This is a genomic window from Brevundimonas sp. P2_A6, from assembly GCF_056404975.1.
This window is the reverse complement of sequence record NZ_JBFUCZ010000001.1, coordinates 99,269-112,523: the sequence shown is the minus strand read 5'-3', so window position 1 is coordinate 112,523 and position 13,255 is coordinate 99,269. Positions and strand designations below refer to the sequence as shown.

Here is a 13,255-nt window from a genome sequence, read left to right as displayed (position 1 = left end):
TTGCGATCAGTGAACCGTCGGATGCTGGTCAGAGGCGACGACGGTGACGCCTTCCGACACCGGCGTGACCGGCACCGAGACCGAAGGCCCGGCGTTGGGGAAGTTGTTCTCGTCGCGGTTCGGGGCCGCGCCCTTCTCCAGCAGGTCCTTGATCTCCTCGCCCGACAGGGTCTCGTATTCCAGCAGGGCCTGGGCCAGCTTCTCGAGGTCCTCGGCCTTGCGGGTCAGGATCTCTCGCGCCTCGTCCCAGCCGGACGTGACCAGCCGCTTGACCTCGGCGTCGATGGTGCGCGCCGTTTCCTCGCTGATGTTCTGGCTGCGGGCGACCGAGTGGCCCAGGAAGACTTCCTGCTCGTTCTCGCCATAGGCCACCGTGCCCAGCACGTCGGAGAAGCCCCACTGGGTCACCATGCGCTTGGCCAGCTTGGTCGCCTGCTGGATGTCGGAGGACGCGCCGGAGGTGATGTTCTCCTTGCCGAAGATGATCTCCTCGGCCACGCGGCCGCCCGCCATGATGGCGATGCGGTCGACCATCTGCTGGTATTTCATCGAATAGCGATCGCCTTCCGGCAGCTGCATGACCATGCCCAGGGCCTGTCCGCGCGGGACGATGGTCGCCTTGTGCACCGGGTCCGCCATCTTGACGTTCATGGCGACGATGGCGTGGCCACCCTCGTGATAGGCAGTCAGACGGCGTTCTTCCTCGTTCATGGCCATCGATTTGCGCTCCGCGCCCATCATGACCTTGTCCTTGGCGTCCTCGAAGTCGCGGTGGGTGACCATGCGACGGTCCTTGCGCGCCGCCATCAGGGCCGCCTCGTTGACCAGGTTGGCCAGGTCGGCACCGGAGAAGCCCGGCGTGCCGCGCGCGATGGTCTTGACGTTGACGTCGGCGGCCAGGGGCACGTCCTTCATGTGGACGCGCAGGATGCGCTCGCGGCCGGAGACGTCGGGGTTCGGCACCACGACCTGGCGGTCGAAACGGCCGGGACGCAGCAGGGCCGGGTCCAGCACGTCGGGACGGTTGGTGGCCGCGATCAGGATGATGCCTTCGTTGGCCTCGAACCCGTCCATCTCGACCAGAAGCTGGTTCAGGGTCTGCTCGCGCTCGTCGTTGCCGCCGCCCAGGCCTGCGCCCCGGTGACGACCGACGGCGTCGATCTCGTCGATGAAGATGATGCAGGGGGCGTTCTTCTTGGCCTGTTCGAACATGTCGCGCACGCGGCTGGCGCCGACGCCCACGAACATCTCGACGAAGTCCGAGCCGGAGATGGAGAAGAAGGGCACGCCCGCCTCACCGGCCACGGCACGGGCCAGCAGCGTCTTGCCGGTGCCGGGAGGGCCCACCAGCAGGGCACCCTTGGGGATCTTGCCGCCCAGACGCTGGAACTTGGCCGGGTCCTTCAGGAAGTCGACGACCTCCTGCAGTTCTTCCTTGGCCTCGTCCACGCCGGCGACGTCGTCGAAGGTCTTTCGGCCCTTATGCTCGGTCAGCAGCTTGGCCTTGGACTTGCCGAAGCCCATGGCCCCGCGCGCCCCGCCCTGCATCTGGCGCATGAAGAAGACCCAGACCCCGATCAACAGAAGAATGGGCAGAAGGCCGCCCAGAAGGGTCAGCCACATCGACTGCTTGATGGTCTTGGCGCCCACATCGACACCCGCCGCGTCCAGACGGGCAGCCAGCTGGTTGTCCGAAATCGGCACGACCGCGGTGAAGCGGTTGTCGTTCTTGTAGACGCCCGTCACCTGATCGCCAGAGATGATCACAGACTTGACCTCGCCGGCCGCGACCTGGTCGTTCAGCTGCGAATAGCTGATCGCCACCGGGCGGTTGGCCGAGGCACCGGACCCACCCGGCATGCCCATGCCGCTGTTCTGGCTAATCGCGGCGTAGACGGCCAGGAGACCCAGCAGGATCACGCCCCAGATGGCCATGTTGCGCAGGTTCATCGTTTCGATTTCCTCGTCGCCGTGTCGTTGCCGGCATGGGTTTCACGTCTTCGGAGTCAAAATAGGTCAGACGGCGGCGTTTCGCCATGGATCGTTCCGTGAAGGTCGCATTCCTGCGTCGTTTCGCCCAGAGCGAGGCTCAGGCGACGCGGCGCGAGCGCGCGGACCGTCGCCTCGCGCCATGCAAGAACCGGCGCATCCGACCCGTCCCGGATCAGGACCGGTAGGGCACCGCGTGCCCAGACAGGAGAGGTATCGACCATGGCCCGGTCGGCCTTCGACAGCCGGTTCAGGTGGCCGAGGGCGGCAGTGACGGCCCAGCCGGGGTCGTGCGTCGTGATTTCGTAACGACCGTCCCAGACGGCCGGGGCGTCGGGATCGAGGGCGACGTCGGGGGCGGGCTTGCGCTTCAGCTCGCCCGCCTCTCGGCCGATGACGACGCGGTCGGGTGAAGCGTCGATTCGCGCTCCGGCCAGGGTTGCGTTGAAGGCTTTACCGCGAGCCAGCCGATCCGCGAGGGCAGCGACCCGCTCGGTTCGAGGCAGCCGATCATGCCCGGCCGCGCACAGCAGGGTCATGGCGAGGTTTCCAGCTACCGCTACGAATCCCTCTCCCAGAGGGAGAGGGCTTGAGGCTCGCAGAGCGGAGCGATGCGCCAGCCGAAAGGGTGAGGGGTTACGATCCCAGGCGACAAGACCATGACCCCTCAACCTTTCGCGCAAGTTCGATCGCTCACGCTCTTGGACGCTCAAGCCCTCTACCGACGGGAGAGGGTGCAACGCTCTACGCGCCCTGCCCCGCCCGAACCGCGCGTTCCCCGGGTCCTCGATCCAGTCCTGCCTCCGCGCCCGCAGCCAGCGCCGCAAGTCCTCCCGCCGTTCCTCCAGCATCGGTCGCAGCAGCATCAGCCCCCGCCCCTGCGGCCAGGCCGGGCTCGGCGACCATTCGCGCAAGGCCCCCAGCGGCGTCCCCCGCGCCCGCATCCAGTCGCTCTCGGCGATGTCGTCGGCGGTGTGGGCGAACAGGACGACCTTGGCCCCCGCCTCCCGCGCGGCATCGGCGATCAGGGCATGGCGCGCGCGGCGGGCGGCGGCGGGCAGGCCGGTCGCGGGCTTGTCGCCGTCCCAACGGCATTCGACCCAGTCCGCCCCGACCGCGTGCGCGGCCTCGGCGCAGCGGCGGCTCCAGTCGGCGGCATCGGGGCTCAGGCCATGATCGACGGTGATGGCCAGCAGCTGACGCCGGGCGTCGCGCGCCCAGTCGGCCGCGATATGCAGCAGGGCCGTGGAGTCGCCGCCCCCGGACAGAGCCAGGGCGACGGGATGATCGACGTCTTGTTCCAGCCGCCCACCCAGCTGTGCCTGCACCCGCGTGGCGAGGAGGTCGGTCAGCGGCAGTTCGCCGCCCGGCCGGTGTCGGTCGCGATCTGGCGCAGGCCGGGCGTGGACGTCGCGGCATAGCGCCGGGTGTATTCGCCCAGTGCCGCGCAGGCCTGCGGATCGCGATTGGTCGCCTCCAGTCCGCGCGCCAGCTTCAGCGTGACCTCTCCGGCCCAGGGTTGCGTCGGCCAGCCCTGCAAGGCCTGGGCGTACTGCTGCACCGCGCCCGCCTGGTCGCCGCCCGCGCGGATGATGTCGCCCACGCGCCACAGGGCCTCGCGGGCTGACGGGGTGTCGGGCCAATTCGTGGTCACCGCTTCCAGCGCCGCGCGGCCGCGGGCCGGATCGGCGCTCAACAGGACCTTGGCGGCCGCCAGATCGGAGGCGGCGTCACCGGTGGGGGAGCGGGGCTGGGCCGCCTCGGCAGCCGCGGCTTCCTGAGCGGCGCGCGCCTCGGTCGCCGCGCGCTCCATCGCCTGGACCCGCCCCTCGACGTCGGCCAATCGCGTGCGCAGGGCGGCGTTGTCCCGATCGCTTTCGTCTTGCGAGAACGTCATCCGCTCCAGGTCGCCGTTCACGCGCTGAACGGTGGCCTCCAGATCGCGCAGCCGCCGATCCATCTGTCCGACACGGTCCTGGAGGGCGACGACCTCGGGGTCCGGCTCGACCAGGACGGGCTGGCCCTGGCTGTTGCGCTGGGTCAGGGCGCGCTCCAGACGGCGGACATTGCGGTCCAGCGTATCGAGGCGACGGTTGTCCCATTGGACAGCGGGCAAGGGCTGGGTCTGGGCGACCACCGCCCCGCCGACCAGCACGCAGCCGACGGTGGCAAGGGCGATATTTCGAAACGTGAGCAGGCTTTTCATGACGCTACAGCTTTCACCGATTTGGGGCCGCCGCAAGGCCGTGGCTCACCCCGTCAGGCCCAGGACGATGATCGCCAGGATGAAGAGGCACACGATCAACACGCAGAAGTTCAGCAGCACGAAGGTCCGCCACAGGGCCGACCAGATCGACAGGCCATAGGTCCCCTTCAGCTGGGCGAACACGTGCACCGGCATCGACAGGAACATCAGCAGCGCCACCGTATCGGTGAACCAGTTGCTCCAGCGCGCCAGGACCCCCATCCCCATCGTCAGGATGGCCATGAAGGTCAGCGAATACAGCACGAACACGCCGTGGTCGTACCAGGTGAACCCGCGCTTCCACGCGAACAGCAGCCAGACGAACGGGATCGACAGCGGGATCAGCAGGAAGGCGAATTTGTAGGCCGTCTGCTGGATCTTGTAGACGGCGAAGTCGGGGTTCGCGAGCTTGTGCAGGATCTTCTCCTGGGTCTTCTTGTCCCCGAATCCGATCTTGACCTTGCCGTCGTGGACCGCATCGACGACGTAGGATTGCCAGCTCCCGGGCTCCAGACCATCCGACCGGGGCCCCCTCGCCTTGGCCTCTTCCAGAGCGCGAAGGCTGGACTCGGCCCCCTCGGCGGCCGCACGTGCGCCGATCGCAACGCCGTCCGCGCCGGGATCGCTGCCGTCCGAACGTGCGTCCGCCTCGGCCTCGGCCAGAGCCGCCCGCGTTTCGGTGACCGCCGTCCGTGCATTGGCGATCCGCTGATCCAGGGACTCCTGCTGGATCGGCGGGGCGCCGCCGAAGCTCAGGGCGAAGAACATCAGGAAGACGGTGAACAGGAAGATGGCCAGGGGCGAGACGTAGCGCGTCCGCTTCCCGTGGATCCATTCGCGCGTCAGCTTGCCGGGGTTCAGCAACAGCAGCGGCAGGGTCCGCCAGATGCGGGCATCGAAATGCAGCACGCCGTGCAGCAGTTCCTCGCCCAGATGCATCAGGGTGCGGTGGACATGGGTCGGCTGGCCGCAGTTGGCGCAGAAATTGGCCGTGACCGGCTCGCCGCAATCACTGCAGGTGCCGGGATGCGCGTCACCGGAATGGCCGCTCGGCCTTTCGACCGCGCCCGCCAGCATGCCGCCGGTAATCAGACCGCCTGTCGCCTCGACATCCATGATGGCCCCCTCAGTCTGTTCGCAGTCGCAAACTGACGGTCAGGGAAGATTCAGGCAAGGGCGGAGCGAGACGTCTCCTCCCTGTTCGCCGCTTGGCGAATGGGGAGGTGGCGCGGCCCTCCTTCAGGGCCGTGACGGAGGGGTTCTTACAGCGGGTGAGGTCGTCACACGTGTCAATAGCCCCTCCACCACCCGCCAAGGGGCGGGCGGTCCCCCTCCCCATCGCCAAGCGGCGACGGGGAGGAGAGGCTACCTAGTTCGCGCCCGTGACGATCGCGGTGTGGCCATTGCGGTTCCGCGCCCAGGCGTCCTCGTTGGACCCTTGCGCGATCGGGCGTTCCTTACCGAAGCTGATGGTGTCGATGCGGCCGGCGGGCACGCCCCGGTCGATCAGATAGTTGCGGATCGATTCGGCGCGGCGGGCCCCCAGGGCCAGATTGTATTCGCGGGTGCCGCGTTCGTCGGCATTGCCCTCGATCCGGACCTGGACCTGAGGATAGCGCTGAAGCCAGGCCGCCTGGGCATCCAGACGCGGATAGGCCTCGGGGCTGACCTGATAGCTGTCCAGGTCGAAATAGACGCGGTCGCCGACGTTGACGACGAAGTCCTGTTCGGACCCCATCGCCGCCGGTCCGGTCGCGCCGCCGTCGATGCCGCCGTTGCCGGGGCCGGGATAGACCGGGTTGTTGGCCGTGGCCCCGCCGGTTCCGTCGGTCGCGCCGGTCACCGGGCGACGCGGGGTGCAGGCGGCCATGGAGACGGCGGCCAGGCCGACCAGGGCGATCTTCACGAGAGTGGACTGGGACATTCTATGGGTTCCTTCGTCGATTTGCGGCGACCCTAGCACAGGGCCGATCAGACAGGGGTTCAAGTTGGATCAGGTGGGGCAGCTGTCGGCACCACCGGTGCCCAGGTTCTGCGGCGCGCTGTCCAGCAGCGGCGACCAGGCGGGGTCGCTGCCCCGGCCCTGATAGCCCGACTGGGCGATGACCCGACCCGACAGGTCCACCATCCACAGATTGGTGTTCCCGCCCCGCGTCTGGCGCGAGAACATCAGATAGCGGCCGTTGGGGGCCCAGGACGGGCCTTCCTCGAAATAGGACCGGCTCAGCATCCGCTCGCCCGATCCGTCGACGTTCATGACGCCGATGCCGAACTGTCCGCCGCCCGACTTGGTGAAGGCGATCAGGTCGCCGCGCGGGCTCCAGGCCGGGGCCGTATAGCTGCCGCCGCCGCGACTGATCGGCCGTTGGTTCGACCCGTCCGCGTTCATCACATACAGGCGCGGCGTACCGGTCCGGTCGGAGTTGAACACGATCCGCGAGGCGTCGGGGCTGAACGACGGCGAGGTGTCGATGCCCGGATCGCTGGTCAGCCGCGACAGCTGGCGCGTGCGCAGGTTCATCACATAGACGTCGGTGTTGCCGCCCCGGATGATCGAGAACGCGACCTTCGTTCCGTCCGGCGAGTATCGCGGGGCCAGCGCCTGGCCGTCGAATTCGCCCAGGCTTTCGCGCCGCCCGGTCTGCAGGTTGTACAGGTAGATCCGGCTGTAATCCTTGCCCAGCGCCATATAAGTGATCTCGTTCGGATTGGACGAGAAGCGTGGCGTCAGGATGATCTCCGACCCGTCGGTCAGGAAGACGGGATTATAGCCGTCCTGGTCCACGATCGCGAGGCGGCTGAGGCGGTTCAGCTCGGTGCCGCTTTCGGCGACATAGATGATGCGGGTGTCGAACACGCCGGTCTCGCCGGTCATCCGGGCATAGACGACATCGGCGATCTTGTGCGCGATCCGGCGCCACTGCTCGGGCGTGGCGGTGAAGTTGTAGCTGACCAGCTGGCACTGGCGGTACGGGTCGTACAGGCGGAAGCCGAAGTCGTTGCGGCCATCCGGGCGCGGCGTCACCGACCCGTACAGCACCGCCTGGGCGCCGATCTGGGTCCACTGCGGAAAGTTCGGCGCATTGGCCAGGGTCAGGCCCGTCTCGATGAAGCTGGCCGGATTGATCGGCTCGAAGAAGCCAGAGCGGCGCAGGTCGCCGCTGAGCACCTCGGTCAGGGACGTCCCGTTCTGGCCGCTGAACGGGGCCACCGCGATCTGGAAGGGGCGCAGCACGCCCTGGTCGATCTCGACCTCGATCGGCTCCCCGGTCTGGGCGGGTTGAGCCTGCGACTGCTGGCGGCTCGGTCCGTTCGGATCCTGTGTCTGCGCCTGCGGCGAGGTCGCCAGGATGCCGATGGCCGCCACGGTGCCCAAAAGCAGGTTCAGACGCATCGATGTCTCCATTCAGGCGCAGGCGAGAGTGTCCCGGTCCTTATCGCCAGACCGTGTGACAAACGCCAGCTTGCGGGCGAATGGGGCGACTTTCGGGACGGCAATCCTTGCCGGGGTTGGTGTCAGGGATTGTCAGTCGTTGATGCGTGATGCGTGATGCGCTACATTCCTGGTATGAGAACCACCCTCACGATCGACGATGATTTGCTGGAGCGTGCGCGCGCCATCGCCGACCACGAAAATCGGTCCATCGGCGAGGTCGTGTCCGAGCGCCTCCGCAAATCGTTCGAGGCTCCCGCCTCTTCGACTGAAATGTGGAATGGCTTCCCTCAGTTGCCCCGGCGCGGTGCTGTCGTGACCATGAAGATGGTCAACTCCGCGAGGGATGACGAGGATTGATTTATCTCCTCGATGCCAACGTGCTGATCGCATTGATCGACCCCGATCACGTCCACAGCGATTATGCGAAGGCCTGGTTCGAGCGCACGGTCGATGAGGGCTGGGCCACCTGTCCGATCACGCAGCACGCCTTCATCCGGATCGCCGGTAAGCCGTCCTACCAGATGCCGGGAACGGCGGCGGACATGGCGGAAATCCTGGGCCGTGTTTGCCAGCGACCGGGTCACATTTTCTGGTCGGAGACGATCAGCCTGCTGACGTCGCCGCTGGTCGACACCACCCGACTGACCAGCCACGGCCAGGTGACGGACACCTACCTGCTCGCTCTGGCGGTACACAACGGCGGGAAGCTGGCAACGTTCGATCGGCGATTATCGACCCGCGCCATCAAAGGGGGCGATGTCGCGCTGGAGGTCATCGGAACGCAGACGAATTAGCGGTTCCGGCACGCCCGCTCCGTCACGAACACCGGCCGGAACGCCCCGCCCGGAAAGCCCTGTGGCACGTCGAACGGGGCGGTCTGGCGGATGGCGCGCAGGGCACCGTCGGCGGCGGCGCGATAGACCGTATCCGACCGGGCGTTACGCAACGTGGGCCCCGAGGTGATCCGCCCGTCGGCGGACAATGTGACGTCCATCTCGATCCGCAGGGCGTTAGCCCCGGGGATATCGCAAGGCAGGGTCCAGTTGGGATAGACCTGGTTGAAGATGGCGGTCAATTGCGGCCCGGTCGCCTGGGGCGCGCGACCCGCCCCCTGCTGCCCCGTCGCCGCGCGGGGTCCGGGGGTCGGCGCGGGACGGCGCGGCCCGGCCAGGCTGTCAAGATCCAGCGACGGTGTCTCGCGCGGCGTCGCGGCCGGGCGGGTCGGCGGCGTCGGTCGGGGCGGGGTCGGGCGGGGCGGCGTGGGTGTCGGCGGAGTCGGACGCGGCGGCGTGGGCCGGGGTGGCGTCGGACGCGGCGTCGGCGTGGGTGTCGGGCGGGGCGTAGGCGCGGGCGTCGGCGGTGTCGGGGCCGGTGGGGTCGGGGCGACCTCGGCCTCGACCGGCGCGGTGGCGGCGTCCTCGGTCACCAGCTCCTCGGACGGATTGTCGGCGGCGGCCGCCTCGACCACCTGTTCGGACACGATCGACACAGGGACCGAGGACACCATCGGTATGATGTCCTCCTCCGCCTGCGGCCAGCGCAGCAGGAACAGGGCGGCCACCCCCGCGTGCAGCAGCAGCGCGCCCAGAATCGCCGGGGAAGGGGCCCGCGCCGCCATGCTCAGCGTTCCGCCGCCGTGTCCGTGATCAGGTTCAGCTTGGTGAACCCGGCCGCCGACAGCCGCGCCATCACCCGCGCCACGGCCTGATAGGGCGCGCGCCCGTCGGCCCGCACGAAGATCGACAGATCGTCCTTGGGCGTATCGCCCGCCGCGTCCGAAACCCGTTCGATCAGGGCGTCATAGGCGGTCTCGTCGCGCGCCACGAAGATCGCGCCCTCCTGATCGATGGAAACGGTCACTGGTGGCTTGTCGGTCTCGACCGCGCTGGCCTCGGTCTTGGGCAGTTCGACCGGTACCCCGACCGTCAGCAGCGGGGCGGAGATCATGAAGATGATCAGCAGCACCAGCATCACATCCACCAGAGGCGTGACGTTGATCTCGCTCAGCGGCCGTTTGCGCGCGCGGCGTCGGCCCCGGCCGCGACCGCCGCCTCCAGCCCCGCCACCCATCGCCATCTCAGACGCTCCGGCGGTAGGCGTCGCCCGTAGGGGCCGGCGGCGGCGTCACGGGCGCGGGCGCGGCCGATCCCAACCGACGCGCCACGGCCGCCTGCAGATCATCGGCGAAGGCTTCCAGCCGCCCGGTGAACTTGCCCGCGTCGATCGAGAACTTGTTGTAGGCGATATAGGCCGGGATCGCCGCCGCCAGGCCCACGGCCGTGGCGAACAGGGCCTCTGCGATCGCCGGGGCCACGGTGGTCAGGTTGGTGTTGCCCGCCGCCGCGATCCGCCCGAAGGCGTTCATGATGCCCCAGACCGTGCCGAACAGGCCGATGAAGGGCGAGGCCGTGGCCACCACCGACAGCACGCCCAGACCCTCCTCGATCCGCTGGCCTTCGCGCGCGATCAGCGAATCCAGCGCGCGGTCGATGCGGCTGATCAGCAGGTTGCCCTGGGTGTCCGTCATCGGCCCCTTCTGGCGCGTCTCCTTCCAGTCGCCCAGGGCGATGACCAGCATGCGCGGCAGGGCGTGGGTCGGCTGCGGTCCGGCCTGGGCCGCCACGTCCTCAAGCGACCGGCCCGACGAAATCGCCTTGTCGAAGGTATCGGCCTGCTGGTTCAGTGCGGTGAAGCGGAACGCCTTGTCGATGATGATCGTCCAGGACCACACCGAGGCCACGGCCAGGCCCAGCATCACGCCCTTCACCACCCAGTCGGCGGTCATGAACAGGGTGACCGGGTTCATCATGGAGGCGTCGGTGGCCACGGCGGCAACGGTCATGCGGGAATCCTGGATCAGTCCTTCGCCCTGTCGAGCGAAGCGCGGTGGCGGTTCTATGGCAGTCTAGCGGATGCCGGACGGTTGGCGGCCGCCTATTCCTGACGAGCGGCGGTCTGTGGCTGCACCGCCACGGAGACGGGCGCGCCGACCGAGACGATCACGCCCTCATGGCCTTCCTTGGCGATGGAATAGGTCGCGGCGTCGCGCAGCAGCTGATTGATGCATTCGCGGTCGTTGGTCAGGCCTACGTCCTGGCACCCGCGCTTGGCCGCGTCGGCCCAGCCGCGCACCCGGCGCGTCGCCGCCTCGGCCCGCTTGATGGAGGCCTCGTCCTCGGCCGCCGCCTGGGCGATCAGGGCCTGACGCGCGCCCTGCTGGTACTGCAGCTCGGCCTGCCCGGCCATCTTCTGCTTCCAGACATTGTAGTAGGGACAGCCCACCAGCCCGCCCCCGACCAGCAGGAACAGCAACAGGAAGGAAACGATCACCGCGCTGCCGGTCATTTTGACGTCTGAAGACGATGACATAGATGGCTCCCCCGTTTGTCGAGGAGTCTAGCGCCGCCGCCCCGCCCGGCAAGTTACGAAACCGTCAGGCAGGGGCCAGCCACGGCCCGACCGCCTCGACCAGGGCCTTCGAAGGACGTCGGGGCCGTCCGTCCAGATGGATGCAGACCGCCGTCACCTCGGCCCGGCAAACCGCCTCACCGTCCCGCTCGATGACCTGAGAGATCATCAGCCGGGGCCCCTTCACGGTGTCATAATGGGTCCGCACGACCAAGGCGTCGTCGATGCGCGCGGGTTTGACGAAATCCAGCTTCATCTCCGCGATCACGAAGGCCATCGGGGCCTCGCCCTCCAGCAGTTGCGAATGGCCGATGCCGATCGCGCGCAGGAAGTCGGACCGCCCGCGCTCGAAATAGCGAACGTAGTTGGCGTGATAGACCACGCCCGTGAAGTCGGTGTCCTCGTAATAGACCCGCACCGGCAACAGGTGCGCGCGGCCGTCGAAGCGGCCGACGGTGGGCTGATCGTTCATGGTGGAGCCTCCGTTCGCGGTCTGAAACGCCTTCTACAGCAATCCCGGACCGCTGCGCCAAACTTGACCCTCGAGGCCCCCACGCCTACCTGACGGCCATGGCCATCCGACGCATCCTGACCATCGACAACGCCGCCGACCTGGCGATCCTGAAACAGGTGTCAAAGCCCGTGGCGGTCGTCGACGACGCCGTGCGCGCCCTGATGGATGACATGCTGGACACCATGTACGACGCGCCCGGCATCGGCCTGGCCGCCGTGCAAATCGGCGAGCTTCAGCGCGTCGTGGTCATGGACCTGGGCGACGGTGCCACCCCCGCCGATGCCGACGCGACCGAAGAGGAGGCCGAGGCGGCTCGCGTTCCCAATCCCCGCTTCTTCGTCAATCCGGAGGTCCTGTGGGCCTCGGACGAGACCTATTGCTACGAGGAAGGCTGCCTTTCGATCCCCGAATATTTCGACCAGGTCGAACGCCCGGCCCGCGTCCGCGTCGCCTACCTGGACCGCGCTGGTACCCGCATCGAGGAGGAGATCGAGGGCCTTTACGCCGTCTGTTTCCAGCACGAACTGGACCACCTGAACGGCGTCCTGTTCATCGACCACCTGTCGCGCCTGCGCCGCGACCGCGCCATGTCCAAGGTCAAGAAGACCATGCGCCTGAGGGAGGACGCCTGATGGCCCGATCTTCCTGGAAAAACGGCCGCACGCGCATCATCGATCCGTCCGGTCGTCGCCGCCTGACGCGGTCCGAAAAGATCGGCATCGGCTCGGTCGCTACCCTGGTCGGCGTCGCGGCCCTGGGCGTCATCGCGGGCGTCCTGCTGGATCGCCTGCTCGACTTCGACGACGCGCTCGACGCCGGCGGAGAGTGGGACGAGGGCGGCGGCGTGGGAACACGCTGGCAGTGATCAGACGGCCGGCAGGCCCCAGCTCGTCAGCAGGGCGATGAACCACGGCCACGATGGCGCGGCCAACATGGTCACGTGGATCAGACCCAGGCCGACCAGCGTCAGCCCCCACGGCGACACCCGGTGCCCCTTGTTGAAATCACGCACAATCAGGGCGATCAGGATGGCCTCGACCGTCCAGAAGCTGGGGTTCAGCGACCCCATCAGCCCACCCAGCGCCGGAATGTTCATCCCATACGCCCGCCCCAGCGCCGGGATCGCCGCCACGAACACCGTCGAGGCCATGAAGCGCGAGTGCAGGAACATCCGCCTGCGCCAGACGATCGCCAGGACATAGTTCACCGCGAACAGCACCAGCGACCACAGGTCGATCCACACCAGGATCAGCAGCAACCCTCGATCGAAATGCGCCGCCCCGCCGGTCGGCAGACTGTTCAGCAGAACCAGGAACGCCGTCAGCACCAGCCCCGGTGCCATGATCAGCGACGTCCGACCCAGCCAGCGATGCAGCCGTGGACGTCCATGACCGATCAGCCAGCTCTGCACGACCAGCAGCGCCATCCAGCCCACGGCGAACACGCCGTGCACGATCCTCAGCCCATCGGGCGGTCCATAGGACCCGAACGTCGTCGGCCAGAACCCGAACAGGATGACCGCGAAAGCCGCCAGAAACCAAAGGTAGAGCGTGCGCATGATGTGTCCCCCGTCTCGGCCATAACACGGGTCGTCCGCGGTCACAGTGCGTTAACTGCGGCTGTCCGCCCTTGACCTCAGCGCCGGGGCGTCCGACCACGACCC

Annotated in this window: 16 protein-coding genes; 4 read left to right on the top strand and 12 right to left on the bottom strand. The window is 67.9% G+C overall.

Annotated features, from left to right (window positions below; translation table 11 throughout):
- Nucleotides 1–6: 6 nt before the first annotated feature.
- From ftsH to tolB, 6 genes are all read right to left on the bottom strand, one after another.
- Nucleotides 7–1,950, bottom strand: coding sequence for an ATP-dependent zinc metalloprotease FtsH (ftsH, locus tag AC1DW4_RS00575; RefSeq protein WP_477015290.1), 1,944 nt, complete (start codon nucleotides 1,948–1,950; stop codon nucleotides 7–9).
- 56 nt (nucleotides 1,951–2,006) lie between these two features.
- Nucleotides 2,007–3,317: a tRNA lysidine(34) synthetase TilS gene (gene tilS / locus AC1DW4_RS00570; RefSeq protein WP_477015289.1), complete on the bottom strand. Its 1,311-nt coding sequence runs from the start codon at nucleotides 3,315–3,317 to the stop codon at nucleotides 2,007–2,009.
- A 20-nt stretch (nucleotides 3,318–3,337) separates the two neighbouring features.
- Complete coding sequence (locus AC1DW4_RS00565) at nucleotides 3,338–4,195, bottom strand: tetratricopeptide repeat protein (RefSeq protein ID WP_477015288.1); 858 nt, start codon at nucleotides 4,193–4,195, stop codon at nucleotides 3,338–3,340.
- 45 nt (nucleotides 4,196–4,240) lie between these two features.
- The gene (locus AC1DW4_RS00560; RefSeq protein ID WP_477015287.1) at nucleotides 4,241–5,350 is read right to left on the bottom strand and encodes a DUF3667 domain-containing protein; all 1,110 of its coding nucleotides are present in this window, start codon (nucleotides 5,348–5,350) and stop codon (nucleotides 4,241–4,243) included.
- Between the two features lie 253 nt (nucleotides 5,351–5,603).
- Nucleotides 5,604–6,158, bottom strand: a complete 555-nt coding sequence (gene pal, locus AC1DW4_RS00555; protein ID WP_477015286.1) for a peptidoglycan-associated lipoprotein Pal — start codon at nucleotides 6,156–6,158, stop codon at nucleotides 5,604–5,606.
- A gap of 69 nt (nucleotides 6,159–6,227) precedes the next feature.
- A complete protein-coding gene (gene tolB, locus AC1DW4_RS00550) occupies nucleotides 6,228–7,628 on the bottom strand; it encodes a Tol-Pal system beta propeller repeat protein TolB (RefSeq protein ID WP_477015285.1) in 1,401 nt (466 codons plus the stop codon).
- A gap of 156 nt (nucleotides 7,629–7,784) precedes the next feature.
- Between tolB and AC1DW4_RS00545 the strand changes: the two genes are divergently transcribed.
- Both AC1DW4_RS00545 and AC1DW4_RS00540 read left to right on the top strand, forming a co-directional pair.
- Nucleotides 7,785–8,027, top strand: a complete 243-nt coding sequence (locus AC1DW4_RS00545) for a type II toxin-antitoxin system VapB family antitoxin (protein ID WP_477016193.1) — start codon at nucleotides 7,785–7,787, stop codon at nucleotides 8,025–8,027.
- Nucleotides 8,024–8,464 (top strand): TA system VapC family ribonuclease toxin, encoded by a 441-nt coding sequence (locus AC1DW4_RS00540; protein ID WP_477015284.1) that lies wholly within the window; start codon nucleotides 8,024–8,026, stop codon nucleotides 8,462–8,464. The genes AC1DW4_RS00545 and AC1DW4_RS00540 overlap by 4 nt, the downstream gene beginning before the upstream one ends.
- On the opposite strand, the gene AC1DW4_RS00535 is transcribed toward AC1DW4_RS00540, so the two are convergent.
- From AC1DW4_RS00535 to ybgC, 5 genes are all read right to left on the bottom strand, one after another.
- Nucleotides 8,461–9,288 (bottom strand): hypothetical protein, encoded by an 828-nt coding sequence (locus AC1DW4_RS00535; RefSeq protein WP_477015283.1) that lies wholly within the window; start codon nucleotides 9,286–9,288, stop codon nucleotides 8,461–8,463. The two genes, AC1DW4_RS00540 and AC1DW4_RS00535, sit on opposite strands and share 4 nt — an antisense overlap.
- Nucleotides 9,289–9,290: 2 nt before the next feature.
- Nucleotides 9,291–9,746 (bottom strand): ExbD/TolR family protein, encoded by a 456-nt coding sequence (locus AC1DW4_RS00530; RefSeq protein WP_477015282.1) that lies wholly within the window; start codon nucleotides 9,744–9,746, stop codon nucleotides 9,291–9,293.
- Nucleotide 9,747: 1 nt separating this feature from the next.
- Complete coding sequence (tolQ, locus tag AC1DW4_RS00525; protein WP_477015281.1) at nucleotides 9,748–10,512, bottom strand: protein TolQ; 765 nt, start codon at nucleotides 10,510–10,512, stop codon at nucleotides 9,748–9,750.
- 92 nt (nucleotides 10,513–10,604) lie between these two features.
- On the bottom strand, nucleotides 10,605–11,015 hold the full coding sequence (locus tag AC1DW4_RS00520; RefSeq protein ID WP_477015280.1) for a hypothetical protein: 411 nt from the start codon (nucleotides 11,013–11,015) through the stop codon (nucleotides 10,605–10,607).
- Between the two features lie 88 nt (nucleotides 11,016–11,103).
- A complete protein-coding gene (gene ybgC / locus AC1DW4_RS00515) occupies nucleotides 11,104–11,550 on the bottom strand; it encodes a tol-pal system-associated acyl-CoA thioesterase (protein WP_477015279.1) in 447 nt (148 codons plus the stop codon).
- A gap of 98 nt (nucleotides 11,551–11,648) precedes the next feature.
- Between ybgC and def the strand changes: the two genes are divergently transcribed.
- Together def and AC1DW4_RS00505 are read left to right on the top strand one after the other, a co-directional pair.
- Nucleotides 11,649–12,224 (top strand): peptide deformylase, encoded by a 576-nt coding sequence (def, locus tag AC1DW4_RS00510; protein ID WP_477015278.1) that lies wholly within the window; start codon nucleotides 11,649–11,651, stop codon nucleotides 12,222–12,224.
- Nucleotides 12,224–12,457 carry a hypothetical protein gene (locus tag AC1DW4_RS00505; protein WP_477015277.1) on the top strand — a complete coding sequence of 78 codons (234 nt, stop codon included), beginning with the start codon at nucleotides 12,224–12,226 and terminating at the stop codon, nucleotides 12,455–12,457. The genes def and AC1DW4_RS00505 overlap by 1 nt, the downstream gene beginning before the upstream one ends.
- Here AC1DW4_RS00505 and AC1DW4_RS00500 read toward each other — a convergent pair whose 3' ends face one another.
- Nucleotides 12,458–13,150 carry a hypothetical protein gene (locus AC1DW4_RS00500; protein ID WP_477015276.1) on the bottom strand — a complete coding sequence of 231 codons (693 nt, stop codon included), beginning with the start codon at nucleotides 13,148–13,150 and terminating at the stop codon, nucleotides 12,458–12,460.
- Nucleotides 13,151–13,255: the final 105 nt, after the last annotated feature.